This window comes from Kitasatospora sp. NPDC041988 (genome assembly GCF_055588525.1).
Window position 1 is genome coordinate 1 of the sequence record NZ_JBVJCO010000060.1, and the last position, 25,890, is coordinate 25,890.

Genomic DNA, 25,890 nt, shown 5'->3' on the forward strand with positions numbered 1-25,890 from the left:
CGCCCTTTACCCCCCCCCCCCCCCCCCCCCCCCCCCCCCCCCCCCCCCCCCCCCCCCCCCCCCCCCCCCCGCTGCTCATCGGGGTGCCGCTACCGCTGCTTGCGCAGCTCCCGCACCGCGGCGTCGAGCCGCCGGCCGTAGTCGGCGTCGGCCTTGCGGAAGTTCTCGACGGCCCGCTCGACGATGTCGTCGCGGTCGGCCGAGACCTTGGCTATGAAGCCGGCCAGGTTGGTGATCAGCCGCTGCTTCTCGTCCTCGGAGAACAGCCGGTACAGGTTGCCGGCCTGCACGAAGTCGTTGTCCTCGCTGTGCGAGGGCGCCTCGTGGGTGCCGGTGGCGCCGGTGACGGCGGTCGGGGCCCAGAGCGGACGGCCGGTCTGGACCGGGCCGCCGAAGGTGTTGGGCTCGTAGTTCTTCTGACGGCCGTGGCGGCCGTCGTACAGGTAGCCGTCGCGGCTGTTGCTGCGCGCCTCGGTGGCGTGCGGGCGGTTCACCGGCAGGTGGTCGGCGTTGATGCCGACGCGGTAGCGGTGGGCGTCCGCGTAGGCGAACAGGCGGCCCTGCAGCATCTTGTCCGGGGACGGGCCGATGCCGGGCACGAAGTGCGCCGGGGAGAAGATCGACTGCTCGACCTCGGCGAAGACGTTGTCGGGGTTGCGGTTCAGCTCCAGCTTGCCGATCTCGATCGGCGGGTAGTCCGCATGCGGCCAGACCTTGGTCAGGTCGAACGGGTTGAAGCGGTACTGGGCCGCGTCCGCCGCCGGCATGATCTGGACCTGAACCGTCCAGCTCGGGAACTCGCCGCGCTCGATGCTCTCGCGCAGGTCGCGCTGGTGGCTGTCCGGGTCCTCGCCCGCCAGCTTCGCCGCCTCCTCGGCCGTCAGGTTCTTGATGCCCTGGTCGGTCTTGAAGTGGTACTTGACCCAGAAGTGCTCGCCGGCCTCGTTCTGCCACTGGTAGGTGTGCGAGCCGTAGCCGTTGAGGTGGCGGTAGGTGGCCGGGATGCCGCGGTCGCCGAACAGCCAGGTCACCTGGTGGGTGGACTCGGGCGAGAGGCCCCAGAAGTCCCAGACGTTGTCCGCCTCCTGCGAGCCGGTGTACGGGTCCCGCTTCTGGGTGTGGATGAAGTCGGGGAACTTGATGGCGTCCTTGATGAAGAACACCGGGGTGTTGTTGCCGACGAGGTCGTAGTTGCCCTCCTCGGTGTAGAACTTCAGCGCGAAACCGCGCGGGTCGCGGACGGCGTCGGCGGAGCCGAGGTTGCCGGCCACGGTGGAGAACCGCAGGAAGGTCTCGGTCTGCTTGCCGACCTCGGAGAGGAAGCCGGCCCGGGTGTAGGCGGTGACGTCGGCCGTCACCGTGAAGGTGCCGTACGCCGCCGCGCCGCGGGCGTGCACCACGCGCTCCGGGATGCGCTCGCGGTTGAAGTGCGCGAGCTTCTCGAACAGCTGCTGGTCCTGGATCAGCGCCGGACCGCCGATACCGGCGGTCTCGGTGTTCTGGTTGTCGGCGACGGGGGCACCCGCCTCCGTGGTGAGGGTGGGGCGCAGCTCGTCCTGGGTAGTCATAAGAGGGTGCCTCCGCGAGATCCGGTCGTGACGGACTCGATCCTAACTTGGACTTTGTCTAAGTCAACACTGGAACCAGACTCGGAGTGTCACTTACCCTGTCCCCATGAGTGACCTGCTGGAACGACTTCGCGGACGTGGGTGGCGTCTGACCTCGCAGCGCCGGGTCGTGGCCGAGGTCCTCGATGGGGAACACGTCCACCTCACGGCGGACGAGGTGCACGCCCGCGCCGTGACGCGCCTGCCCGAGATCAGCCGCGCGACGGTCTACAACACGCTCGGCGAGCTGGTGGGCCTCGGCGAGATCCTGGAGGTCGCCACCGACGGCCGGGCCAAGCGCTACGACCCCAACGCGCACCACGCCCACCAGCACCTGGTCTGCTCCGGCTGCGGCGCGATCCGCGACGTCCACCCGCTGGGCGACCCGCTGGCCGCCCTGCCCGCCGCCGAACGCTTCGGCTTCACCCTCTCCGGCGCCGAGATCACCTACCGGGGCCTCTGTCCGGACTGTACGAACAGGCCCTGACGCACCGCCCCCGGCACCGCCGGTCGTGCCCCGCCTGTTACGCGCTCAACTCCGCGTGCAGCGCGCCCAGCAGCCGCCCGGCGCGCTCCGCGACCTCGGCGGGGCCGTAGTCCGCGGCCCGCCGGCACCAGTTCTCCGCCTGCACCGGCTCGCCCCGGCGCAGCGCCAGCAGGGCCAGCCGCAGCGCGGCCCGGCCGTGGCCCGCGTCGGCGGCCCGGGTGTACCAGAGCATCGCCTCGGCCTCGCTGTCCTGACGGGCCAGCAACAGGCCAAGGTTGAAGGCGGCACTGCGGCTGCCCGCCTCGGCCGCCCGCCGGTACCAGCTCTCCGCGATCTCCAGTGCCCCGCGCTCCGCGGCCCGCACGCCCATCCGCACCTGCGCCCGCCGGTGACCGGCGTCGGCCGCGACCGCGTACCAGTGCTCGGCCTCCTCGTCGGCGTCGCCGCGCCGGTCAAGCACCGAGGCCAGCCGGAACGCGCCCTCCGCCGAACCGCCCGCCGCCGCCTGCCGGTAGCGTTCCAGCGCGCCCGCCAGATTGCCGCGCTGCTCCTGGACCACGGCCAGTTGGAGCGCCGCCTCGCCATGCCCCTCGGCGGCGGCGCGCGCGTACCACTCCTGCGCCTGCCGATGCTCGCCGCGCCCGGCGTGCAGGACGCCCAGATTGAAGGCGCCGTCCACGCTGCCGGCCTCGGCGGCCTTGGAGAACCACGGCTCGGCGCCGGACTCGTCACTGCGCTGGAGCAGCACCACGGCCAGCGCGTTGCAGGCCTCCCGGTGCCCGGCGTACGCGGCGCGGCGGTACCACTGCTCGGCCTGCTGGTCGCGGCCGGTACCGGCGCAGAGCAGGCCGAGGTTGAAGGCTCCGTTCTGGTCGCCGGCGTCCAGCGCGCTGCGGTACCAGCGCTCGGCCTCGGCGGCCTCGCCACGGGAGGCGTACAGCGCGCCGAGGGCGTTGGCGGCGTTGCCGTCGCCGGCCTCGGCGGCCTCCTGCCACCACTCGGCGGCGGCGGTGACGTCCCCGGAGTCGCGCAGCAGGAAGCCCAGCGCGCAGGCGGCACGCGGCTCGCCGTTCTGCGCCGACTGCCGGTACCAGCGGGCGGCCTCGTCGAGCAGCGACTGGTCGGTGCGGGCGCGCTCCTCGAGCAGCACACCGAGCCGCAGCGCGGCGCGGGCGTGGCTGCGGGCGGCGGCGGTGCGGTACCAGGCCTCGGCGGTCTCCTTGTCCCCGGCGGCCTCGCGCATCCGGGCCAGCCGGTAGGCGGCCTCCCGGTGCCCGGCGTCGGCGGAGACCTTGAACCAGCGCTCGGCGCGCACGTCGCGCCGGTGCTCCATCAGGTCGCCCAGCGCGTAGGCGCCGAGCGGGTGGCCGTGGTCGGCGGCGAAGTGCAGCCAGTACTCGGCGGCCTCCTCCTCGCCCTGGTCGCGCAGTTGGAGGCCGAGGGCGTGCGCGGCGGGCGCGCTGCCGGCGACCGCGGCCTGCCGCCACCACTGGGCGGCCTCGGCCCGGTGGCCCTGCTGGTGCAGCAGCACGCCGAGGTTGTTGGCGGCGGCGCGCAGCCCGGCGGCGGCGGCGCTGCGCAGGTACGGTTCGGCGTCCTCCAGGTCGCCGCGGCGCAGCAGCAGGGTGCCGAGGCGGCCGGCGGCGTCCGGGTCGCCTTCGTCGGCGGCCTGACGGTGCCTGGACTCCAGGGCTGCCTGCTCGCGGGCGGCGAGCGCGGTCTCGAAGCTGGCGGAGTCGAATCCGGCCGCGTAGGGAGCGACCGGCTCGGGACTGCCCTCCCCGTCGGCGGCCTCGGTCATGGCGCCGTACGGGCCGATGGCGGCGGCGAACTGGCGGGCGGAGACGTGCACCAGGCTGTCGGGGCCGTAGCCGCCGGAGGGCCGGCGCTCGGTCAGGCCGCTGGTGCGCTGGGCGGGCAGTGCGCCGGGGTGGTTCTCGGGGCTCTCCGCCCAGGCGTCGGTGTCCGCCTCGGTGGCCGCAGCGGGCTTGGCTCCTGGTCCGTTCCTGCCGATCAGCCTCATGCCGACTCCCGCTCCCCCAGAGTGCCGCGGCATTTTCCCCCGGCCTTCGACCGGGGAGACCCCCAGGGGACGCGCCGGATCCGACGGCCGATCAGCAGCCGTGCAGCGTCCCCCATGTGTCCCATCGTCGCATCACTCGCAACCCGCGTACACCTGCCCCGGCCGATTTCGGCGAGGCGGAACCGAAGCCGACGAAATTGCTTCGACGCTTTGTCGATTTCCCGACACTTCGGCCCCACAAACCCCAATGCCGGCTTCGTTGGCGACGGTCGATACTACCGGAGCGGACCCACACACCCCCGGCGAAAACGCCAGAGGCCCGGAGGGTGATCCTCCGGGCCTCTGGTTGCTACTGAGTAGCGGGGACAGGATTTGAACCTGCGACCTCTGGGTTATGAGCCCAGCGAGCTACCGAGCTGCTCCACCCCGCGTCGGTAGTTGAACTGTAGCACGGTCGCGGGGTGGGACAGAAATCGGTTACCGCAGCTCAGGGGCCGGTGCTCGGCGCGCTCGTCGGCGTGGCACCCGGCGAGCCCGTCGGCGTCGCCGCCGCCGACGGTGTGGCCGCCGGGGCGAGGCCGGCCTTCTGCTGGGCCACGGCCAGCGCCTTGGCCGCGTCGCTCGCCGCCTTCTGCGCCTGGCCGAGGGCGGCCAGGTCACCGGCCTTGAGGGCGTTGTCGACGTCGTTCTGCGCCTTCACCACGTCCGCGATCGCCTTCTGCAGGTCCGGCGGGACACCGGTACCCGGCGCGGGCGTCGTGGGTGTGGTCGGCGTCGTGGGCGTGGTGGGTGTGGTCGGCGTGGTGCCGGGGGCGGTGGGCGTGACCGGCGCACCGGTCACCGCGCCGCCGAGGACCTTGGCCAGCGCCTTCTCCAGGTTGTCCTCCACGGCCACGACGGCGTTCTCGTTCCCGTACGTCGCCAGCACCTTCTTCAGCACCGGCACCTTGGCACTGCGGCCGATCAGGTACACCGGCTCGACGTTGAGCAGGCCGCCGCCGACCGGCAGGGTCAGCAGGTTGCCGTACTCGACGTCGGAGTCGGTGCCGGTCTTCAGCAGTGTGAGCTGGTTGGCGACGGTCGGATCCGAGTTGAACTTCGCCTGGACCTGCTTCGGCCCGAGCGCCCCGGAGCCGGTCGGCATCTTGGCGATCCGGATCTTCCCGTAGTCCGGGCCCGGGTCGGCGCTGACCGACATGAAGGCAGCCAGGTTGTCACGCCCGCTCGGCGCGAAGCTGGTGGTGAGCGAGAAGGTCGCCGCCTGCGCCGCGGGCATCCGGACCGTCAGGTAGTACGGCGGCTGGACGTCGTTGGTGTTGGTGGTCGGGTCCGCCGGCACCTGCCAGATGTCGGTGCCGTTGAAGAAGCCGCCGGCGTCGGTCATGTGGTACTCGGCGAGCAGGTCGCGCTGCACCTTGAACATGTCCTGCGGGTACCGCAGGTGCGGCATCAGCGTGGCCGGGATGTCGGCCTTCGCCTTGACGGTGTCCGGGAACGCCTTCATCCAGGTCTTCAGCACCGGGTCGCTCTCGTCCCACTGGTAGAGCGTCACCTCGCCGGTGTACGCGTCCACGGTGGCCTTGACCGAGTTGCGGATGTAGTTGACCTTGTTGGAGGCGGTCAGCAGCTCGCCGCGCTGGTTGGTCACCGAGTCCTTGGTGACGTCGCCCAGGGTCGTCTTGGACGAGAACGGGTAGCCGTCCGAGGTGGTGTAGCCGTCCAGCACCCAGACCAGCTTGTTGTCCTGCACCACCGGGTAGGGGTCGGCGTCGATGGACAGCCAGGGGGCGACCTTCTCCACCCGCTCCTTGGGGGTGCGGTCGTAGATGACCTTGGCGCCGTCCTTGATCGCGTCCGAGTAGAGGATCTGCGGCTCGGCGAACTTCACCGCGTAGGCGGCCCTGGTGAGCGGGTTGGCCAGCGAGACACCGCTGCCACCGTCGTAGGAGAAGTGCACCGGGGTGCCGTCCTCCGCGGTGTAGTCGATGTCCTGGTACCCGCCGCCGACGATCGAGTACGTCGAGGTCTTCTCGCCGTAGTAGACGCGCTGCTCGTACGGGCCGAACGCACCCTTGGTCGGCAGCGCGGACTCGGTGTAGACCGGGTTGCCGTTGGCGTCGACCTGGTTGCCCTTGGCGGCGATCAGGCCGTAGCCGTGGGTGTAGTTGAAGTGGTCGTTGATCCAGTTCCGCTGGATGCCGTTGAGGTCCAGCTCACGCACGCCCAGCACGGTGTCCTGGGCGCCGTACCGGTCGACGTCCAGCGACTTGGGGAAGGCGTAGTACTTCCGCAGCGCCTGGTTCTGCTGGAACGTCGGGCCGACCACGTTCGGGTCCAGCAGCCGGATGTCCGCGATGGTCTGGGCGTCCGGCTTCAACGCGTCCGCGTTGGTCGCGTTCCCCGGCTCGTACGTGGTGACCTCGCTGTCCGCGATCCCGTACGCCTGCCGCGTCGCGTCGATGTTCTTCTGGATGTACGGCGTCTCCTTGGCCTGCTCGTTCGGCTTGACCTGGAACTGCTGCACGATCGCCGGGTACACCCCGCCGATCAGCACCGCCGACAGCACCATCAGCCCGAGGCCGATCAGGGCCGGGACCCAGGTGCGGCGGATCGGGGTCAGGAAGAACAGCACCGCGCAGATGATCGCGACGAAGAACAGGATGGTCTTGGCCGGCAGGAACGCGTTGGCGTCCACGTAGCGCAGGCCGGTCCAGCCGGTGACACCCTTGTACGAGCCGGTCTTCACCGCCAGCGCGTACCGGTCCAGCCAGTACGCCACCGCCTTCAGCAGCACGAACACACCGAGCAGCACTGCCAGGTGGCCCTGCGCGCCGGCACTGGCCCGGCGGCCCGGGCCCTGCAGCCGCAGGCCCCCGTACAGGTAGTGCACCAGCACCGAGGTCAGCAGCGAGACGATCACCGCGCTGAACGCGAAGCCGAGCAGGAACTCGTAGAACGGCAGCTCGAAGGCGTAGAACGAGACGTCCATGCCGAACTGCGCGTCCTTGACGCCGAAGGACGTCTCGTTGGTCCAGAGCAGCCACGTCCGCCACTGGCCGGACGCCGCGGCGCCCGCCACCAGCCCGATCACCAGCGAAACCCCGATGAGCGCCCAGCGCTTGAACGGCGCCAGCCCAGCCCGGTAACGGTCCAGGCTCTGCTGCTCCACCGACATCGCCGACAGCGGCGGCCTCAGCCGGTGCGCCAGCCAGACGTTGAAGCCGACGATCACCGCCATCAGCAGACCGAAGACGGCGAACAGGCCGATCTTCGTCCAGAGCTGGGTGGTGAACACCGAGGAGTAGTGGACCGACCTGAACCAGAGCCAGTCCGTCCAGAATCCGGCGAACATGACGAACAGCAGGAAGAGCACCGCGAGTACGCCCAGGGTCAGCAGGAGTACCCGCGCGCGCCGGGAGGGCGGGCCTACTCTGCGCCGGAATCCCGGCCCTGAGCGTTCCGGCATCTGGAATACCACGGGGCACCTCAGCTGTGTCGTCTGGAATCGGTCGGTCGTCAGTGCAACTTAACCAGGCTTTAGCCGAGTTCCCACCGTTAGCAGACGGTTACGACGACGTTCCCCCACCGCCACCGGCCGCGGCCCCCGCGACGGCGGCATCACCGCCCGGAGCCGCAGGTGGCACCGCCCGGGGCGCCCGGCGTGTGAGGATTGAGACATGTCCGATGCCACCAATTCCCCCGACGACGTCTCCAAGCTCCCGGCCGCGACCCCGCTGACCCGGGCTGCCCTGGAGATCGACGAGTACGCCGCCACCCTCGGCTGGGACCTCCCGGCCCGGCTGTTCGCCCTGGTGGACAGCGCCGCGCTGCGCAAGGCCGACCCCCGGATCGCCGAACAGCTCGGCCTCGCCGACAGCGAGCAGCCCGGTCTCACCCCGGTCGAGCAGGACGAACTGCCGGCCGGCATGGAGCTGGACAAGTTCCTCGGCACCATCGCCTGGCCCGACGCCGTCGCCGGCTGCGCCCTGGTGGTCGAGCGGCTGATGCTGCCGCCGGGCTCCGAGCAGTCCCGCCCGCGCAACGCCTCCGACGCCCAGCTCGCCGAGTGGGTGGCCAACCACCCGAAGCGTGAGGAGGTCCGGATCACCGCCGCCGTGCTGCGCGACGGCAAGAAGGAGATCGCGCTGCGGCTGCGCTCCAAGGACGTCGCGCGCGAGGTGCTGACCGGCCCCGACCTGGTCCCGGGCCTGACCGAGGCCCTGCTGGCGACCTTCTCCTAGCCGCTCCTCCGACCTGCCCCCGCTCGATGCGGGGCGGCCGCTACTTGGCGCAGGACGGCAGCGCGGAGGTCTGCCCGGAGCGGATCTGCTCCAGCGACTTCATCGCGCCGTCCAGCGTCTCGGCCTTGACCAGGGTCAGCCCGGACGGGGTGTTCTTGCCCGCCTCCGCGCAGTTGGCGGCCGGGGTGAAGAAGTACTCGGCACCGGCGTCCCGGGCGGCGATCAGCTTCATCGATATCCCGCCGATCGGGCCGACCTTGCCGCTGTCGTCGATGGTGCCGGTGCCCGCGACGAACTTGCCGCCGGTGAGGTCCTCGGGCGTCAGCTTGTCGATGATGCCGAGCGAGAACATCAGCCCGGCGCTCGGCCCGCCGACGTCCTGCAGGCCGATGTCGATCTGGAACGGGTAGGTGTGCCGGATCCCGGGGCGGATGCCGACCATCGCACCGCCGGTGTCCGGGGACTTCACGGTCGGCACGGTGATGTCGGTCCGGGCCGCCGCCGGGTCGGCCTTGCCGCCGTCCTTGACCATCGGCACCACGGTGAAGACCGCCGACTCGCCCGGCTGGTGCTTGGTGACCGCCTTGGCGACGCCGTCCGCGTCGCCGACCGGGGTGCCGTCGACCGCGATGATCCGGTCACCGGCGTGCAGCCTGCCCTCCGCCGGGGCACCGGCGGTGACCGACTGGACGATCAGCTCGCTGCCGATCGGGATGCCGAGCTGGGTGAGCGCCGCCGTCCGCGCGTGGTCCTCGGAGAGGGCGAACTCCTCGGCGTTCTGCTTCTTGGCCTCCGCGTCGCTCTGCCCCTGGGGGTAGACGTTGTCGTGCGGCACCACCAGGACGTCGTCCCGGAGCCAGCCGATCACCGCGTTGACCAGGCTCGGCTCGTACCGGGCCCCGGTGACCTGGACGGTCGTCATGTTGAGGTGCCCGCTGACCGGGTACGACTCGTGGCCGGTGACCGTGATCACCGGCGTGCCCGTCTTCTCCTGCACGCCGAGTGTGTTGTACGTCGGGCCCGGGCTCATCTCGGTGTACGGCACCTTCATCAGCACCGACGCGCAGAGCAGCGCTATGAGCAGCAGGGTGGCGGCGAGCATCGTCGCAGAGCGGCGTGGCATGCATCGACAGTACGGGACGCCGCTGACGCGGCGCCCGCCGGGCTACCGGCCGGAGCCCTCGCCCTGGCCGGCGTCGGCGGTGGTGCGTTCCATCGCGGCCATGAAGCGCCGGTGCTCGGCGAGTGAGGCGGGATCCCCCGTGGCCCTCGGGGCCCGCTGGGCCCAGCCCGCCCACACCGTGGCGAGCAGGGCGGCGACAACCGGAATGATCAACCAGGCGAGCGCAGCCATGTCAGTACTCCCAGCTCGTCGTGCCTATGAGCAGATTAACCACCCCGGCGGACAACGCGGGCGGCGCCGTCCGGGTTACGGGACAGCCGATCGGCTCACTGCCAGGGAGTATTCGGCGTACCGGCCCACACCCGTTCGAGTGAGGGCACGGCGCGCCTGCGTGTCAGCAGTGTTGTAGCAGGTCAGTCAGCAGCTGCCGGCGCCGACCCACTCCTCCTCGCCGTCGGCGAAGACCTGGTGCTTCCAGATCGGCACCTCGTGCTTGAGGTCGTCGATCAGCCGGCGGGCGGCGGCGAACGCCTCGCCGCGGTGGGCACAGGAGACGGCGACGATCACGGCCTTGTCGGTGATCTCCAGCCGGCCGATCCGGTGGACCGCCGCGAGCGCCCGGACCGGGAAGTCCGCGACGATCTTCTCGGCGATCCGGCGCATCTCCGCCTCGGCCGTGGGGTGGCAGCTGTACTCCAGCGCGGCGACCGACTTGCCGCCGTCGTGGTCACGGACCGTCCCGACGAAGACGGTCGTACCGCCGGCCGCGTCGTCGCCGACCGCCTCGTACACCTCGTCGAGCGAGAGCGGGGTGTCGCGGATGGCGAGCAGGCGGATGGGGTCGTGGTTCTCGGACATGACCCCATGATTCCCCATCCCGGGTGGTTTCGGGCAAGGGGCTTCCGTATCACGATTGCGAAATTTCGCATCGCGAGAAAGTGGCGTGCGGCAGACCCGGATGCCCCGGGCGCTGTCCGGCCTCAGCCGCCCCGGGCGTTCTCGAACTTCAGCCGCCCCAGGCGTTCCGGGGCCTCCGCCGCCCCGGCGCTCTCAGAAGCGGCGCCGCTTGCGCGCCCGGCGGACCAGCGCCGCCGTACCGACCAGCGCCACCGTCGCGCCGGCCGCACCCAGGCTGGTGGCGGCCTCCTTGCCGCCCAGCCGCCGCCCGGCCACCGCGTGCTTGCCGGAGACCTGCGCCAGCAGCTCGGCCAGCACCTGCTCGTTGGTGTGGGCCGGCCGCCAGCCCGCCTCGTGCAGCCGGCTGCCGGAGACCACCCACGGGTACATGGTGTACGCGAGGTCCCCCGCCGGGGCCGGGGTCAGGCCGAGGCGGTGCAGCCGGGCCGCGGTGCCCAGCGCCAGCGAGGCCGGCAGCTCCATCCGCCGGATGCCCGACAGCCGCTCCACGTCCTCCTGCTCCAGCCAGCCGTCGCAGCCGACCGTCACCTCGCCCTCGACCAGGCCCAGCGCCGCGTACTCCAGCGCCGCCGCCAGGTCGTCCACGTGGCAGAACTGCCAGCACGGCCGGGAACCGGCCACCACCAGCAGCCGGGGCGCCTCGAAGTGCCGGGTCAGCACGGTGTCGACGCCCGGCCCGACCACCACGGCCGGACGCAGCACCGTCACCTGGAGCCCCGGGTGGGCGCGCGGGGCCCGCCGGGCCAGGCGCTCGATCTCCAGCAGGTCCCCGACCAGCGAGGCCTCCTCGGTGGCCCGCAGCTCCGAGTCCTCGGCCAGCGGCACCTCGTTGTCGGCCAGCGCGCCGTAGACCATCGCCGAGGTGCAGAGCACCACCCGGTGCACTCCGGCCGCCGCGGCCGCGGTCAGCACGGTCTGCGCGCCGCGCACGTTGTAGGCACTGCGGGCGCGCGGGTCGGACTCCATGCCGAGGTCCATCGCCAGGTGGACGACCACGTCCACCCCGGCGAGCCGCTCGGCCACCGCCGGGTCGCGGACGTCCAGGACGCGCCACTGCACGCCCGGCACCTCGCCCCGGCGGTCGTCGACCGCGAGGACTTTCTTCACCCCCGGCGAGGCAACCAGGCGGGCCGCGACCCGCTCACCGAGGACGCCGGCGGCGCCCGTCACGGCCACGGTCAGCGGCTTGCCGCCGTAGGCTGGAGGCGGCGACGCCGTGATGTCCGGGGCGTCCTCTCCTCCGGTCAGCCCAGAGCGAACGTCCGAAGGCGGGGAACTCACCGGCCATCCTCCACGGTTAGCTTATGTGCGTACGTACGTGTGTCACGTACGTCCATCCTGCCCGAGGCGAAGGCCCGGCGGTGCACCCGGCGCGGATCAGCCGCGCGGGAGCCGCCCACCGGCCGCGAGTCCCCCACTCCGCCGACCGCCCCGGGCGTGCAGAATTTCCCGCCACCACCCGCATGACGGCCGACCGGATCGAGGACCCCGTGAGCGACCTTCCCTTCGGATTCGGCGTTCCGCCAGAGGAGCCCGAGGACGGCAAGGCCAAACCCGAGGACGCCAAGGGCGAGCCCGGCGACGAGCAGGCGAAGAAGGACCAGGGCGGCCGGCCGGACGGACCTCAGCAGAGCGGCCCGCAGTCCTTCGGCTTCGCCGGGAACCCGTTCGGCGCGCTGTTCGGGATGGGAATGCCCGGCGGCCCCGGTGTCCCCGGCGCGCCCGGCGCGCCCGGTGGCGCCGACAACCCGTTCGCCGCGATGTTCGGCGGGCTCGACCCCAACGACCTCGGCGCCGCCTTCCAGCAGCTCGGGCAGATGCTCTCCTTCGAGGGCGGCCCGGTGAACTGGGACCTCGCCAAGGACATCGCCCGCCAGACCGTGGTCGCCGAGCCCGCCGAGGGCAAGTCCAAGGACCGGTCGGTCGGCGCCGCCGAGCACTCGGCCGTCGCCGAGGCCGTGCGGCTCGCCGACCTCTGGCTGGACGGCGCCACCGAGTTCCCGTCCGGTGCCGGCACCGCCGTCGCCTGGAGCCGGGCCGAGTGGATCGAGGCCACCCTCCCGGTCTGGAAGGACCTGGTCGACCCGGTCGCCGAGCGGGTCGGCAACGCCATGGGCGGCGTCCTGCCCGAGGAGATGCAGGCCATGGCCGGCCCGCTGATGGGCATGATGCGCTCGATGGGCGGCGCCATGTTCGGCACCCAGATCGGCCAGGCGCTCGGCGCGCTCGCCGCCGAGGTGGTCGGCTCCACCGACGTCGGCCTGCCGCTCGCCCCGGCCGGCAAGGCCGCCCTGCTGCCCCAGAACATCGCCGAGTTCGGCGAGGGCCTGAACGTGCCCGCCGACGAGGTCCGGCTCTACCTCGCCCTGCGCGAGGCCGCCCACCAGCGCCTCTTCGCCCACGTGCCGTGGCTGCGCGCCCACCTGTTCGGCGCCGTCGAGGCCTATGCGCGCGGCATCAAGGTCGACACCTCCCGGATGGAGGAGCTGGTCGGCCAGCTCGACCCGAGCAACCCCGAGGCGCTCCAGGAGGCGCTGGCCGGCGGCATGCTCCAGCCCGAGGACACCCCCGAGCAGAAGGCCGCGCTCGCCCGCCTGGAGACGGCGCTCGCGCTGGTCGAGGGCTGGGTCGACGCCGTCGTGCACGCCGCCGCCGAGCCGCACCTGCCGCAGGCCGGCGCGCTGCGCGAGACCGTCCGCCGCCGCCGCGCGGCCGGCGGGCCCGCCGAGCAGACCTTCGCCACGCTGGTCGGCCTGGAGCTGCGTCCGCGCCGGCTGCGTGACGCCGCCCGGCTCTGGGCGCTGCTCGCCGACGCCCGCGGCATCGAGGGCCGCGACGACCTCTGGCAGCACCCCGACATGCTCCCCACCGCCGCCGACCTGGACGACCCGGACGCCTTCGTGCACCGGGACACGGCCGGTGACCTGGAGGGCGGCATCGACTTCGACGCGATCGACAAGCTGCTCGGCGAGGCGGCCGCGGGCGGGGCCGCCGGTACCGCCGGCGGTTCGAAGCCGGACCTGGAGAAGCCCGGCCCGGACCGGAAGAACGACGACGAGGACGGGAAGGGCGAGCCCACCGTATGACGCTCACCGAGACGGGCGCGTCCGCCCTGCACGCGGACGCCGTCCGCACCCTGAGCCGCTGGCTGCCCGCCGACCCGCACCAGGAGCAGTTGCGCCGTGACTACCTGAACCACCTGGCCGAAGAGCCCGAAGGCCTGTTCCGGTCCTGCCTGCCCGCCCACATCACCGCCAGCGCGGCGGTGGTCGACCCGGCCGCCGGGCGGGTGCTGCTGACCCTGCACCCCAAGGTCGGCATGTGGCTGCAGATGGGCGGCCACTGCGAGCCCGGTGACCGGGACCTCGCCGCCGCCGCGCTGCGCGAGGCCACCGAGGAGTCCGGCATCCCGGACCTCACCCTGCTGACCGTCGACGGTCTGCCGGTGCCCGCCAAGCTCGACCGGCACCAGGTCCGCTGCACCGGCAAGGACCGCCCGGAGAACACCCACCTGGACGTCCAGTACATCGCGGTGGCCCCGCCGGGAGCACAGGAGCTGATCAGCGAGGAGTCGCTGGACCTGCGCTGGTTCGACTACGACCACCTGCCCGAGCTGACCGACCACTCGGTGCGCGACCTGGTCGCGCGGGCGCGGGAGCTGACCTCCTGAGATTGGTGTGAAGGCATGACGAAGGGGCGCGGACCTGGCGGTCCGCGCCCCTTCTCGTTGCTGTTTTCGTCGCCGCGTTCTCGTCCCGCGTTCTCGTCCCGCGTTTCCGTCGCCGCGTTCCGTCGCCGCGTTTCGTGGCCGCGTTCCGTGGCCGCGTGTTCCTCGCGGCGCCGCGCCCTGCGGGTGTCAGCCGCAGGAGCCGGCCGGGTCGGGCTCCGGCGGGCCGCCCGCGTGCCGGGCACCGGGGATGTGCGGCAGCCGGGCCGCCGAGACCACGCCCTCCAGATAGCCGCGGGCCCGCTCCGTCCGCGGGTAGGCCTCCAGCAGCGCCCAGAACGAGGGGCCGTGGTCCGGCACCAGCAGATGGGCCAGCTCGTGCAGAAGCACGTAGTCGACGACGTACTCCGGCATGCCCTGGAGGCGGTGCGAGAGCCGGATCGTCCGCTCGCTGGGGGTGCAGGAGCCCCAGCGCGAGTTCTGGTTGGTGACCCAGCGGACCTGGGCGGGCCGGGCGCGGTCGCCGAGATAGGCGGCGGACAGCTCGCGCGCCCGCGCCGCCAGCGCGTCGTCACCCAGCACCCGCCGGCTCTCCTGGGCGGCCAGCTTCTCCAGCATCTGGGCGACCCAGCGCTGCTCCTCCGCATGCGACATCCGGGCCGGGATCAGCACGATGGTGCGGTCGCCCTCGCGGTACGCGGAGACGGTCCGGCTGCGGCGGGCGCTACGGCGGACCTCGACCCGGGAGCGGTCGAGGTGTGGCTTCTCGCCATGGCTCTCCACGGGGTTCTGCGCACGCGGAGGGGGCTGTGGTGGTTCCGAGGACGTCGGCCGCTGATCCGGGCGCCCGCGCGTGCTCGGCGTCGCGACCTGCGACCCGGACGCTGCACGGGCACGCCGACGCGACGCCGGGGGATGGGAGTCCCGTTCGGCTGCCATGGCACACGACGTTACCCGGTAGCACTGACAGAAGTCCGCTGCCATGGCCGAAATCTTTCGTGGAGTGATCGGGAACGAAAGGCCGACGGAGGGTGTCCGGAATCCGACCCGGGGCCGGACGACAAGTTATCCACAGGGCGTGCGAACAGATCATCCGATCATGAGGCCGTGCCTGTGGACAACGCGCCGCACGATGTCCGGCCGATCCGGCATGCTGCCGTCAGCCGTCCGGAAACGATCGGAAGGGATATCTGCCGTGCGCCTTCTGCTGAAGCCCGCTCTCTCCCGCAGCTGGCGGGACTCCGAGACCTTGCAGTTCGGTACCGTCCAGCGCTTCGCCGGGGTACTCGAACATGCGGACAAGCCCCTCTGCGACTTCCTCGGGCTGCTCGACGGGACGCGCGACCGGCCCTCGCTGCTGGAGGCCGGCGAGCGGGTCGGCCTCGGGCGCGAGCCCGCCGAGACGCTGCTCGACACGCTGGAACAGACCGGGCTGCTCGACGACGCCGACGCCACCGGCGCCGCCCTGGCCGGCTTCCCGCAGCCGCTGCGCGAGCTGCTCGGGCCCGACCTCGCCTCGCTCTCCCTCGTCCACTCCGGCCCCGGCGCCGGGCCCGCCGTCCTGGCCCGGCGGGCCGACCGGCGGATCGAGGTCCGCGGCGCCGGCCGGGTCGGGGCCGCGATCGCCGCCGTCCTCGCGGCGGGCGGCACGGGCACGGTCAGGGTCACGGACAACGGCCGGGTCAGCCCCGGCGACTGCTCCCCCGCCGGGCTGCCGCCCTCCGACGTCGGGCGGCTGCGCACCACCGCCGCCGGTGAGGCCGTCCACCGGGCGTCCGGCCGACGGCTCGTGCCGAACGCGCGTCGCAGCCAGGAGCGGCGGCCGCCCGACCTGGTGGTGCTGGCGCCCCGGGACGGCAGCGGCGCCTTCGCCGGCGGCACGTACGCGGCCAGGGAGCTGCTGCGCGCCGGGATCCCCCACCTGTATGTCGGAGTGGTCGAGGAGATCGGCGTGGTCGGCCCACTGGTGCTCCCAGGCGCCTCGGCCTGCGGCCACTGCCTGGTGCTGGCCCGGGAGGACGAGGACGCCGCCTGGCCCCGGGTGCTCGCCCAGCTCGCGGACGACGGCCCCGGCCGGGCCCGCACCCCGGCCGGCGACACCGCCCTGGCCACCACCGTCGCCGGCCTCGCCGCCCTCCACGTCCAGCTCCACCTCGACGGCATCCGGCCGCCGAGCGTGGACGGCTGGTGCGAGGTCTCCGCCGCGGACGGGATGACCCGCCGTCTGCGGCTGAAGGGGCACCCGGACTGCGGCTGTCTCTGGCAGCCGCTGCCACCGGGGTGAGGCTGAGCCAACCGGCCGGTCGAGTAGGTCAGTTGGGCGGCTCGTCGTCAGGTGGTGGACCGGCGTCAGGTGGTGGACCCTCCCTCAGGTGGTGTACCCGCCGTCCACCGCGAGGGCGGTGCCGGTGACGTAGCGGCCGCCGCGCCCCGCCAGGTAGGCCACCGCGGCGGCGACGTCCTCGGCCTCGCCGTAGCGTCCCAGAGCGGTGAGGGAGCGCTGGAAGGCGGCGCTCTCGCCGTCGGCCGGGTTCATGTCGGTGTCGATCGGGCCCGGGTCCACGATGGTGGCGGTGATCCCGAGCGGCCCCAGCTCCCGGGCAAGTCCCTTGGTCAGCCCGATGAGCGCGGACTTGGCCATCGCCTGCAGGACGAAGTTCGAGCCGGGAACGCGGCCGTTGAAGCACGACCCGATGCTGATGATCCGTCCGCCGTCGCCCATGTGCCGGGCGGCGGCCTGGGCGGCCAGGAACACCGACCGGACGTCCACGGCGAGCACCCGGTCCAGTTCCGCGGCGGACACCTCGGCGAGCGGGCCGTAGGTGAGGAAGCCCGCGTTGTTCACCAGGATGTCGATGCGGCCCAGCTCCCGCACCGTCCGCTCCACCGCCTGTGCCGCGGCGTCCGGTTGGGCCAGGTCGGCCTGGATGACCGTGGCCCTGCCGCCATCCGCCTCGATCTGCTTGGCGACCTCGCGCGCCTGGTCCGCCGCCTGGACGTAGGTCAGCGCGACCGCCGCCCCCGCGTCGGCCAACCGCTTCGATATCGCCGCGCCGATCCCGCGGCTGCCCCCGGTCACCAGCGCTACCTTGCCGGTCAGGTCGCTCATCGTTGCTTCCTCCGTAGCCGGTGTGCTCGTCATGCCGGCATGGTAGAAGTTGACACCAGCGTCAGGTTCAAGTCGTCGTCATGCGGGGTGAGGGATGCGGATCGGTGAGCTGGCCCGGGCCAGCGGGGTGAGTGAGCGTTCGCTGCGCTACTACGAGACACAGGGACTGCTGCGCGCGGAGCGCACCCCCGGCGGCCACCGTGACTACGGCGACTGGGCGGTCGACCGCGTCGTACGCATCCAGACGCTCTATGCCGCAGGCCTGAACAGCAGAAAGATCGCCCAACTACTGCCCTGCATGAGGGATGCGGACGGCCGTCCGAACGAGATCGCGACCCCGGAGCTGGTCGACGAACTCACCGCGGAGCGCGATCGCATCAACCGCATGATCACCGATCTGGTCCGCTCCCGCGATGTCCTGGACGAAGTGATCGATACGGCGTCGGAGAGCACTACCACCGGCCCGGCCTCACTCGCGCGTCAACACTGAGCGCCCCCACCGGGAGTAACGGACCGACAGGGAGTAGCGCCCCACGGGGGTGGCGGTCGCTCACGACAGCGGGGCGGCTGCCGGCCGCGCCACGCCCTGTCGCCACCCCCGGGGACTGATCACCGGCCCCCGGCTAGGACTTCGCGACCGGACGGTAGGTGCAGATGTTGACGCCGGTCTTGCTGGTGACGGTGGAGACCAGCTCAAGGGTGCGGAGCGTGCCGTCGGCCGGGAAGATCGTCTTCCCGCCGCCGAGGACGACCGGCATGATCATGAGGCGGAACTCGTCGAACAGGCCCTCGCCCAGCAGGGCGCGCACAAGGGTGGGGCTGCCCATGACCGACAGGTCGCCACCGTCGGCCGCGCGCAGCTCGCGGATGCGGTCGACGGCCTCGTCGCCGGCGATGCGGGTGGTGTTGTTCCAGGTCAGCTCGGAGTCGGCGAGCGTCCCGGTCACCACGTACTTGCGGATGGCGTTCATCTGGTCGGCGAACGGGTCGCCGGCGCGCTCGGGCCACGCCGCGGCCATCGTCTGCCAGGTGCGGCGGCCGAACAGCAGGGCCTCGGTGCTGGCCATCGCCTCGCCGATGGCACCACCCATCACCTCCGGGTCGAAGAACGGGTGCGTCCAACCGCCGTGGGCGAAGCCGCCGTCGGTGTCCTCCTGCGGGCCGCCGGGTGCCTGCACGACGCCGTCGAGGCTGATGAACTCACTGATCACGATGCGCATGGGGGGCTCGCTTCTCTCTCGCTTCGGGTTTACGGCAATAGAGACCGTCGCGCCGCCCGGAAATCATCGCTCCCACCGGACTTCTTTTTCGTGACCTGCATCACACGGCGGGGTGTTGGGCGGATTGCCGCCGCGGGAACGGTCAAAGCCCCCGGGCACACCGACCAGGAGGACCCGCCGATGCCGGAGAGCACACCGGCCCCGGCCGATGGCGGGCGCTCCGATGAGGGCGCCGTTGACGGCGTCGACGCCGGCGCCGGCCCGGCCGGGCGGGCCGCGCCGAACGGGTCAGGAAATGCGGCCGGGGCCGGGGTGACGAACGGGCACAATGGCGTAGTGACGGCCGGCCCCCGACGGCGGGGTGCCGACGGCGTGTGAATTGGAGACCCGGGTGAGCGATCTTCCGCGCAAGGCAGTGACCCGCACGGCACGACTCGCCGCCCTGCCGCTGGGGATCGCCGGCCGGGCCACGCTCGGGCTGGGCAAGCGGATCGGGGGGCGCTCGGCCGAGGTGGTGACGGCCGAGCTCCAGCAGGCCACCGCGGACCAGCTGTTCAAGGTCCTGGGCGAGCTCAAGGGCGGGGCGATGAAGTTCGGGCAGGTGCTGTCCGTCTTCGAGGCCGCACTGCCGGAGGAGGTCGCCGGGCCGTACCGGGCCGCGCTGACCAAGCTGCAGGACGCCGCTCCCCCGATGCCCGCGGCCAAGGTGCACACGGCGCTCGCCCAGCGGCTCGGCGAGAACTGGCGCGAGCTGTTCCGGGAGTTCGACGACCGGCCGGCCGCCGCCGCGTCGATCGGCCAGGTGCACCGGGCGGTCTGGCACGATGGCCGCGAGGTGGCGGTCAAGGTCCAGTACCCGGGCGCGGGCGACGCGCTGCTGGCGGACCTCTCCCAGCTGAGCCGGGTGGCCTGGCTGCTCGGCCCGCTCGTCCCCGGCCTGGACATCAAGCCACTGATCATCGAGCTGCGCGAGCGCGTCTCGGAGGAGCTGGACTACGAGCTGGAGGCGCAGGCCCAGCGCAGGCACGCCGAGGAGTTCGCGGGCGATCCGGACATCGCGGTGCCCGGCGTGGTGGCACAGGCCGACCAGGTGCTGGTCACCGAGTGGATGGACGGCACCCCGCTGGCCGAGGTGATCGCGGACGGCACCCAGGAGGAGCGCGACCGGGCCGGGAAGCTGCTGGCCCGGTTCCTGTTCGCGGGCCCGTCGCGGACCGGCCTGCTCCACGCCGACCCGCACCCGGGCAACTTCCGGCTGCTGAAGGACGACGGGCCGGCGTCCGGCTGGCGGCTCGGCGTGCTGGACTTCGGCACCGTCGACCGGCTGCCGGGCGGGCTGCCCGCGCCGATCGGGGCCTCGCTGCGGATGGCGCTGGCCGGTGACGCGGCGGGCGTGCTGGAGATGCTGCGCGAGGAGGGCTTCGTCAAGCCCTCGATCGAGCTGGACCCGGCCGCGGTGCTGGACTACCTGGTGCCGATCATCGAGCCGGCCGCGGTGGACACCTTCCACTTCACCCGGGCCTGGATGCGGGCGCAGGCGGCCCGGATCGCCGATCCGCGCTCGCCCGCCTACAACCTGGGCAAGCAGCTCAACCTGCCCCCGGCGTACCTGCTGATCCACCGGGTCACGCTGAGCACCATCGGGGTGCTCTGCCAGCTGGGCGCCAAGGCGCCGTTCCGGGCGGAGATGCTGCGGTGGCTCCCGGAGTTCGCGGAGCAGCCCGCCGGGCAGGTGCAGCCCGTGTCGCCGAAGAAGCGCGGAACGGCCGAGAAGACCGCGACGGCGAAGAAGGGCTGAGTCGGGCCCCAACGGCCGCAGGCCGCTCCCCGGTTCGGGGGGCGGCCTGCGGCACGACGGGGGTGAAGCGGTACTGCGCCGGCGCCTACATCAGTGCGACGGCGATGGCCTTGCGGGCCCGCAGCGAGGCCCGCTCGGCCTTCTGCTTGAGCCGCTGGGCCTTGGCGACCCGGGAGACGAGGCGTTCGTGCTCGGCCTCCTGGAGGCGCTCTTGCATATGCGCCCGGGCCAGGGATTCGTGGAGAAGTTGCATTTCGAGGGTCCTGTTCTGGATCTGAAGTTCGTTGGTCTGCTCGGCGCGGACGGTCGGGTCGATGGCGGCGGCGGTCATGTGGTGGTCCTGCTCGTGGTGCGACGTTGGGAAGTGGACGGTGCGGGCTGCGTCAGCCTTGGCGGCGGCGGTTCGCACGGAGCGGCGAAGGACGCTGTCCAGCGGGGGCTGCTCTCCCCGGCGGACGGCCTTGGCTCCGAGCGCGGGGTTCACGCTGCGACCTCGGTCTTGCGCGGACGGCCACGCGGCCGCTTGCGGGCCACGACGACGCCCTGGACGAAGAGCTCGCCACCCCAGACGCCCCACGGCTCGCGGCGCTCCAGCGCGCCGGCCAGACAGGCCTCCTTGACCGGGCAGGTGCCGCAGAGGGACTTCGCGTACTCGACGTCGGCGGGCGTCTCGGCGAAGAAGACCTCGGGGTCGAAGGCGCGGCACGGGATGGGAAGACCGAGCGCCTCAGCCTGGTCGATCGAGGTGAACTGCATCAGGGATACCTCCGGGGGGTCGGCCTGGTCGGCCTTGGTGGTCTGGTCTGTCGGCGGTACGGACGGGATGGGCGGCGTGATGACCGTGGACACTGTGGGCGTCTTCCTCGTCTTCTCAGTGGGTCCGGCTCAGCTGACTGGTGGGGCTGGGCCGGAGGCCCCGGGGGGCCTGGGTGGTCTTGCGTACCGGACAAAACAGAAGGGCCGCGGATCCCGGTGTGACGGGTTCCGCGGCCCTGGAGTGCCGACCTGAGGCTGACTCAGGTTCGTTCTCTCCAGGGTTCAGGCCCGCGGAAGGCCCGCATCCGGATGGCCGTGGCGCCGGTAAAGGCGGCCATGGCCTGCTTGTCGATCTGCTGCTCGTTCTGCTTCTGGGCGTTTCCGGCACCGATGACCTGCGCATAGCCGCCATGAATGGCAGCGGCTACGGCCGCCTTCGGTGCCTGGGTCGGTCGCTCATCACGCAGGGAGCGCGACGTGCTGACCGACGCCCAGTCACGGGACAGACCGGTCTCGACAGAGGTGCCGTCGATACCGCCCCTGAGGCCCGTGCCGCAGAGATCAGTGTGTCCAAGACCACTGACAGCGGAGCCGAGGGAAGCGGGGACGACGGAGACACCGGTGGCGTCGAGACCCAGACCGGCTCCGCCCAGTTCGGCGAGGGCCCGCAGGCGGGCGGCACGCAGGGAGGCAGCGGCGACGGTCTGGCCAGTCAGTTTGGTGATCATGATGGTTTCCACTGTCTTCGCCTCCTCTCGGCGTCTCGCGGAGCCTGGTCTCCCGGGCTCCGAACTGTTCGGATGTCTGTCTCGGTGGTGCAGGTGAAGCGTGGTGCAGATGGAGCTGAATGGTGCGGTGCACGCTTTGGGCGCAGGAGAACACGGCACAGGCGTCACCCCGTGCGTTCGCGTCCCCTTGACCGCTCCGGCAGGCTATTGCGCTCCCGGTACAGCGCGCAAACTATTTTTCCGGCGAGTTCCCCGACGAGTTCCGAAGCGCCTCGAAGCGCCTGCTCCCACCGCCCCGGACCGGCTCAGGCCGGTTCGCCCGGATCGCCGTCCTCGACGTCGACCGGATCCTCCTCGGGCTCCTCCCCCGCACACAACGACAGCACGGCGGCCCCGTACTTGTCCAGCTTCATCGCGCCGACCCCCGAGATCACCGCCAGCTCCTGCCGGGTCGAGGGGACGTCCTCGGCGATCGCCATGAGCGTCGCGTCGGTGAAGACGACGTAGGCCGGCGCACCCTGCTTCTTGGCCTGCCCGGCCCGCCACTCGCGCAGCCGCTCGTACAGCGCCTCGTCCATCGAGGACGGGCAGCTCTCGCAGCGGCGCAGCTTGCGCTCCACCGCCTCGGTGAGCACCCGCTCGCAGACCCGGCACTTGACCGGCCCGCGGACCCGCCGCCCGGCCGAGCGCTCGCCCGGCTCGACGCCGCCGCGCCCGCCGCGGCTCCCGGCGCGCGCGCCCGGTGCGCCGGAGCCCGGCCGCAGCCCGTCCAGGAAGCGGGTGGGCTTGCGGCTGGCCCGGCCGCCCGGGGAGCGGGAGAGCGCCCAGGAGAGCGAGAGGTGCTTGCGGGCACGGGTGACGCCGACGTACAGCAGCCGGCGCTCCTCCTCGACCTGCTCGTCGGTCTTGGCGTAGATGATCGGCATGGTGCCCTCGGTGAGGCCGACCAGGAAGACGGCGTCCCACTCCAGGCCCTTGGCGGCGTGCAGCGAGGCCAGCGTGACGCCCTCGACGGCGGGGGCGTGCTGGGCGGCGGCCCGGGCGTCCAGCTCGGCGACGTACGCGGCGAGGTCGGCGCTCTCCCCGGCAGCGGTGCGGGTGCGCTCGAACTCCTCGGCGAGCCGGACCAGCGCGGCCAGCGACTCCCAGCGCTCGCGCACCGCGCCGGAGCCGGCCGGCGGCTCGGGGGTGAAGCCGCGGGTGGCGAGCACCGCGCGGACCTGCGCGGCGAGGCCGGGGGCACCGTCGGTGAGCGGGTCGGAGCCGGCCCGGGCGGCGCCGCGCAGCAGCACCCCGGCGTCGCGCACCTCGGGCCGCTCGAAGAACCGCTCGGCGCCCTTGAGCTGGTAGGAGACGCCGACGTCGGCGAGCGCCTGCTCGTAGACCTCGGACTGGCCGTTGGTGCGGAACAGCACGGCGACCTCGCTGGCCCGCACGCCGGCCGCGAGCAGCTCCTGGATCCGGCGGGCGGTGGTCTCGGCCTCGGTCGGCTCGTCCTCGTACTCGGCGTAGACCGGCTCGGGGCCGGCCTCGCGCTGGGAGATCAGTTCGAGCCGGTGCCGGGCGGCCTCGCCGCGGGCCTGGGCGAGCAGCCCGTTGGCGAGGTGGACGACCTGCGGGGTGGAGCGGTAGTCGCGGACCAGCTTGACGACCGTCGCCTCGGGGTGGCGGCTGCGGAAGTTCAGCAGGTAGTCGGGGGTGGCGCCGGTGAACGAGTAGATGGTCTGGCTGGCGTCGCCGACCACGCAGAGGCTGGCGCCGCCGCCGGGGCCCGTCCACCGGTCGAGCAGCCGCTGCTGGAGCGGCGAGACGTCCTGGTACTCGTCGACGGTGAAGTGCCGGTACTGGGCGCGGACCTGGTCGGCGATGTCCGGCCGGTCCTCCAGGATGGCGGCGGTCAGCAGCAGGACGTCCTCGAAGTCGATGACGCCGCGGCGGCTCTTGGTCTCCTCGTAGACGCGGTAGACCTGGGCGGTCTCGGCAGGGTCCCGCGGGGCCTCGCGGCCGGACTTCTGGACCGCGGCGGGGTAGTCGTCGGGGCCGATCTGGGTGACCTTGGCCCACTCGATCTCGGCGGTGAGGTCGCGCAGCTCGGTGCGCTGGACCCGCAGGCCGCAGCGGCCGGCGGACTCGGCGACCAGCTGGACCTTGCGCTCCACCAGCTGCGGCACCGGCCCGCCGACGGCGCGCGGCCAGAAGTACTGGAGCTGGCGCAGTGCGGCGGAGTGGAAGGTGCGGGCCTGGACGCCCTCGGCACCGAGCTCGCGCAGCCGGCCGCGCATCTCGCCGGCGGCGCGGGCGGTGAAGGTGACGGCGAGGACCTGGGCGGGCTGGTAGACGCCGCTGCGCACGCCGTAGGCGATCCGGTGGGTGATGGCGCGCGTCTTGCCCGTGCCGGCGCCGGCGAGGACGCAGACGGGCCCGTGCAGGGCGGTGGCGACGGCCCGCTGCTCGGGGTCGAGCCCGGCGAGCACCGCGTCGGGGCCCGACGCGGTCGGGTGGCCCGCCGGGTAGCTGTCGTACGGGCTGCCGCTCAAGAGGTCTTCCTGCATGCGTTCCATCTTCTCAGCCCGGTGCGACAACCCGGGCGGAGTTGTCCACAGGTGCGGTGTGATCGCAGGATGATCGCTGCGCGGCCGGGCGCGCGAGGTCGCTCTCACGCCGGGCGGCCGCGGAATGACCGATGCACTGCGGGCGTTCTCTCCTGAGACCGCACGCCCCCTTTCCCGAAGGAGCCCCCTCGATGTCCGGCAGCGTCACGATGTACAGCACGACCTGGTGCGGCTACTGCAACCGACTCAAGAGCCAGCTGGACCGTGAGGGCATCGGCTACACCGAGATCAACATCGAGGAGGACCCGGCGTCGGCGTCCTTCGTCGAGTCGGTCAACAACGGCAACCAGACGGTGCCGACGGTGCTGGTGAAGCCGGAGGGCGGCGGCGAGCAGGTCGTGATGACCAACCCGAGCCTGATGCAGGTCAAGAAGGCCCTGGTGGCCTGACCCGAGGCTGCCGCCCGGCTCCCGGCGTACGCCCGGGCCCCGTGCCGAGGCCCGGGCCGGCGCGTCACGGCGCGTCGGCCCGGGCCGGGTCGACGGGCGCCGCGGGGGCGGGCAGCAGCGCGCGGGCGGCGAGGTCGCCCACGCCGTAGACCAGCCGGCTGCGGTCGGCCGAGTAGCGGGTCTCGATGACCCGGACCGGCCCGCGCCGGTCGTACGTCACCCGGGTCTGGACCATCAGCGGCACCCCGGGGCCGCCCTGGAACCACTGCGCCTCCTCGGGGCCGGGCATCCGGGCCACCAGGTGGTCGACGGCGCCGACCTCGGTGCGGCCGAGCGCGGCGAGCACCGCCTCGTCGCCGCCGTCGATCTGGTCGGGCTCCATCAGCGGGGTGCCGGCGGCGAGCCCGGCCCGGTAGTGGCTCTCCTCGATCGAGTACGGCTCGCGGTCGAGCAGCCGCAGCTGGCGGCGGACCACGATGGCCTCGCCGGGCCGCAGTCCGAGCCGCTCGGCGATGTCGACCCGGGCCCGGACGATCATCATCTCGAAGTCGACGGTGAGCTCCCGGCCGGCCTCGGCGGCCTCGCCGAGGTAGACGGTGGTGGGTACGGCCAGGCAGTCCCGCGGCCCGGCCCGGTGCTCGCGCGGCGCGGTCGGCGGGGTGGGGCCGTAGGCGCGGTGGTCCAGGACGGGGTGCTCCCGCAGGTAGGTGCCCTTGCCCTGGAGACGGACCAGCCGGCCCTCGTTGACCAGGACGTCGACGGCCAGCCGGACGGTGTTGCGGGCGACTCCGTACTGGCGCTCCAGTTCGCTCTCGACCGGCAGCGCGGCCTGGGCGGTGAACTCGCCCTCGGCGATCCGGCGGCGCAGATCGGCGGCGAGGCGCTGGTATTTGGGGGATTGGGCGGTGCCCCGTGGGATTGTCACCCGAGTGAATGTAGCGAGGGCGGTGACACCGTTTCAGCCGATTCGGTCAATGTCGGCGCGCATCGGTCTCGGCCGCCCCCGGGCGGCCGGCGGTGGACCCGGCCCGGGCGGTGGAGGAGCGCCCGGACAGGGCCCCTCCGGATACGAACATCAGAGCGCCCGACCTGCGGGAAATCGGTATTGATCACCCGTTCAGCCGATGAAGGCCACCGGGAAGCCGAGGCGAAAGAGGGCACGAAAGAGAAATGGGGGCGCACGGCAATATGCCGCACGCCCCCATTCGGCAG

General features: G+C 72.6%; 23 protein-coding genes and 1 tRNA gene. 8 read left to right on the forward strand and 16 right to left on the reverse strand.

Annotation, left to right across the window (positions count from 1 at the left end):
- Positions 1-89 precede the first annotated feature (89 nt).
- Positions 90-1,568, reverse strand: coding sequence for a catalase (locus ACZ6NC_RS37385; RefSeq protein WP_465738343.1), 1,479 nt, complete (start codon positions 1,566-1,568; stop codon positions 90-92).
- A 106-nt stretch (positions 1,569-1,674) separates the two neighbouring features.
- On the opposite strand from ACZ6NC_RS37385, the gene ACZ6NC_RS37390 reads away from it, so the two are divergent.
- Positions 1,675-2,094, forward strand: coding sequence for a Fur family transcriptional regulator (locus ACZ6NC_RS37390; protein ID WP_465738344.1), 420 nt, complete (start codon positions 1,675-1,677; stop codon positions 2,092-2,094).
- Positions 2,095-2,131: 37 nt separating this feature from the next.
- Here the strand turns inward: ACZ6NC_RS37390 and ACZ6NC_RS37395 are convergent, their stop codons facing one another.
- The 3 genes from ACZ6NC_RS37395 to ACZ6NC_RS37405 all read right to left on the reverse strand — a co-directional run bounded on the left by ACZ6NC_RS37395 (position 2,132) and on the right by ACZ6NC_RS37405 (position 7,583).
- Positions 2,132-4,117 (reverse strand): tetratricopeptide repeat protein, encoded by a 1,986-nt coding sequence (locus ACZ6NC_RS37395; protein ID WP_465738345.1) that lies wholly within the window; start codon positions 4,115-4,117, stop codon positions 2,132-2,134.
- 357 nt (positions 4,118-4,474) lie between these two features.
- Positions 4,475-4,548 (reverse strand) — tRNA-Met (locus tag ACZ6NC_RS37400).
- 56 nt (positions 4,549-4,604) lie between these two features.
- Complete coding sequence (locus tag ACZ6NC_RS37405) at positions 4,605-7,583, reverse strand: UPF0182 family membrane protein (RefSeq protein WP_465738346.1); 2,979 nt, start codon at positions 7,581-7,583, stop codon at positions 4,605-4,607.
- Between the two features lie 211 nt (positions 7,584-7,794).
- Here ACZ6NC_RS37405 and ACZ6NC_RS37410 point away from each other — a divergent pair, with 211 nt between their 5' ends.
- Positions 7,795-8,358, forward strand: a complete 564-nt coding sequence (locus ACZ6NC_RS37410) for a PPA1309 family protein (protein WP_465738347.1) — start codon at positions 7,795-7,797, stop codon at positions 8,356-8,358.
- A 40-nt stretch (positions 8,359-8,398) separates the two neighbouring features.
- Here the strand turns inward: ACZ6NC_RS37410 and ACZ6NC_RS37415 are convergent, their stop codons facing one another.
- From ACZ6NC_RS37415 to ACZ6NC_RS37430, 4 genes are all read right to left on the reverse strand, one after another.
- Positions 8,399-9,481: a YlbL family protein gene (locus tag ACZ6NC_RS37415; RefSeq protein WP_465738348.1), complete on the reverse strand. Its 1,083-nt coding sequence runs from the start codon at positions 9,479-9,481 to the stop codon at positions 8,399-8,401.
- Positions 9,482-9,523: 42 nt separating this feature from the next.
- Complete coding sequence (locus ACZ6NC_RS37420) at positions 9,524-9,712, reverse strand: hypothetical protein (RefSeq protein WP_465738349.1); 189 nt, start codon at positions 9,710-9,712, stop codon at positions 9,524-9,526.
- Positions 9,713-9,898: 186 nt separating this feature from the next.
- Positions 9,899-10,339 carry a molybdenum cofactor biosynthesis protein MoaE gene (locus tag ACZ6NC_RS37425; protein ID WP_465738350.1) on the reverse strand — a complete coding sequence of 147 codons (441 nt, stop codon included), beginning with the start codon at positions 10,337-10,339 and terminating at the stop codon, positions 9,899-9,901.
- A gap of 192 nt (positions 10,340-10,531) precedes the next feature.
- Complete coding sequence (locus tag ACZ6NC_RS37430) at positions 10,532-11,680, reverse strand: NAD-dependent epimerase/dehydratase family protein (protein ID WP_465738351.1); 1,149 nt, start codon at positions 11,678-11,680, stop codon at positions 10,532-10,534.
- Positions 11,681-11,889: 209 nt separating this feature from the next.
- Between ACZ6NC_RS37430 and ACZ6NC_RS37435 the strand changes: the two genes are divergently transcribed.
- Positions 11,890-13,485 (forward strand): zinc-dependent metalloprotease, encoded by a 1,596-nt coding sequence (locus ACZ6NC_RS37435; RefSeq protein WP_465738352.1) that lies wholly within the window; start codon positions 11,890-11,892, stop codon positions 13,483-13,485.
- Complete coding sequence (locus tag ACZ6NC_RS37440; RefSeq protein ID WP_465738353.1) at positions 13,482-14,069, forward strand: NUDIX hydrolase; 588 nt, start codon at positions 13,482-13,484, stop codon at positions 14,067-14,069. The genes ACZ6NC_RS37435 and ACZ6NC_RS37440 overlap by 4 nt, the downstream gene beginning before the upstream one ends.
- Before the next feature lie 186 nt (positions 14,070-14,255).
- On the opposite strand, the gene ACZ6NC_RS37445 is transcribed toward ACZ6NC_RS37440, so the two are convergent.
- The gene (locus ACZ6NC_RS37445; RefSeq protein ID WP_465738354.1) at positions 14,256-14,849 is read right to left on the reverse strand and encodes a M48 metallopeptidase family protein; all 594 of its coding nucleotides are present in this window, start codon (positions 14,847-14,849) and stop codon (positions 14,256-14,258) included.
- 412 nt (positions 14,850-15,261) lie between these two features.
- Between ACZ6NC_RS37445 and ACZ6NC_RS37450 the strand changes: the two genes are divergently transcribed.
- Positions 15,262-16,350 (forward strand): ThiF family adenylyltransferase, encoded by a 1,089-nt coding sequence (locus tag ACZ6NC_RS37450; RefSeq protein WP_465738355.1) that lies wholly within the window; start codon positions 15,262-15,264, stop codon positions 16,348-16,350.
- An 84-nt stretch (positions 16,351-16,434) separates the two neighbouring features.
- Here ACZ6NC_RS37450 and ACZ6NC_RS37455 read toward each other — a convergent pair whose 3' ends face one another.
- Entirely contained in the window at positions 16,435-17,175 is a 741-nt protein-coding gene (locus ACZ6NC_RS37455) for an SDR family NAD(P)-dependent oxidoreductase (protein ID WP_465738356.1), read from the reverse strand.
- Between the two features lie 94 nt (positions 17,176-17,269).
- On the opposite strand from ACZ6NC_RS37455, the gene ACZ6NC_RS37460 reads away from it, so the two are divergent.
- Entirely contained in the window at positions 17,270-17,665 is a 396-nt protein-coding gene (locus ACZ6NC_RS37460) for a MerR family transcriptional regulator (RefSeq protein ID WP_465738357.1), read from the forward strand.
- A 133-nt stretch (positions 17,666-17,798) separates the two neighbouring features.
- Here ACZ6NC_RS37460 and ACZ6NC_RS37465 read toward each other — a convergent pair whose 3' ends face one another.
- On the reverse strand, positions 17,799-18,395 hold the full coding sequence (locus tag ACZ6NC_RS37465) for a dihydrofolate reductase family protein (protein WP_465738358.1): 597 nt from the start codon (positions 18,393-18,395) through the stop codon (positions 17,799-17,801).
- Between the two features lie 391 nt (positions 18,396-18,786).
- Here ACZ6NC_RS37465 and ACZ6NC_RS37470 point away from each other — a divergent pair, with 391 nt between their 5' ends.
- Positions 18,787-20,193: an ABC1 kinase family protein gene (locus ACZ6NC_RS37470; RefSeq protein WP_465738359.1), complete on the forward strand. Its 1,407-nt coding sequence runs from the start codon at positions 18,787-18,789 to the stop codon at positions 20,191-20,193.
- Positions 20,194-20,278: 85 nt separating this feature from the next.
- Here the strand turns inward: ACZ6NC_RS37470 and ACZ6NC_RS37475 are convergent, their stop codons facing one another.
- The 4 genes from ACZ6NC_RS37475 to ACZ6NC_RS37490 form a co-directional block, all read right to left on the reverse strand.
- Positions 20,279-20,677: a hypothetical protein gene (locus ACZ6NC_RS37475; protein ID WP_465738361.1), complete on the reverse strand. Its 399-nt coding sequence runs from the start codon at positions 20,675-20,677 to the stop codon at positions 20,279-20,281.
- On the reverse strand, positions 20,674-21,042 hold the full coding sequence (locus ACZ6NC_RS37480; protein ID WP_465738362.1) for a WhiB family transcriptional regulator: 369 nt from the start codon (positions 21,040-21,042) through the stop codon (positions 20,674-20,676). The genes ACZ6NC_RS37475 and ACZ6NC_RS37480 overlap by 4 nt, the downstream gene beginning before the upstream one ends.
- 167 nt (positions 21,043-21,209) lie before the next feature.
- On the reverse strand, positions 21,210-21,689 hold the full coding sequence (locus ACZ6NC_RS37485) for a hypothetical protein (protein ID WP_465738363.1): 480 nt from the start codon (positions 21,687-21,689) through the stop codon (positions 21,210-21,212).
- A gap of 293 nt (positions 21,690-21,982) precedes the next feature.
- Positions 21,983-24,229: an ATP-dependent DNA helicase UvrD2 gene (locus ACZ6NC_RS37490; RefSeq protein WP_465738364.1), complete on the reverse strand. Its 2,247-nt coding sequence runs from the start codon at positions 24,227-24,229 to the stop codon at positions 21,983-21,985.
- A 191-nt stretch (positions 24,230-24,420) separates the two neighbouring features.
- Here ACZ6NC_RS37490 and ACZ6NC_RS37495 point away from each other — a divergent pair, with 191 nt between their 5' ends.
- Complete coding sequence (locus ACZ6NC_RS37495) at positions 24,421-24,678, forward strand: mycoredoxin (protein WP_465738365.1); 258 nt, start codon at positions 24,421-24,423, stop codon at positions 24,676-24,678.
- Positions 24,679-24,742: 64 nt separating this feature from the next.
- On the opposite strand, the gene ACZ6NC_RS37500 is transcribed toward ACZ6NC_RS37495, so the two are convergent.
- On the reverse strand, positions 24,743-25,603 hold the full coding sequence (locus ACZ6NC_RS37500; RefSeq protein WP_465738366.1) for a GntR family transcriptional regulator: 861 nt from the start codon (positions 25,601-25,603) through the stop codon (positions 24,743-24,745).
- Between the last annotated feature and the right edge of the window lie 287 nt (positions 25,604-25,890).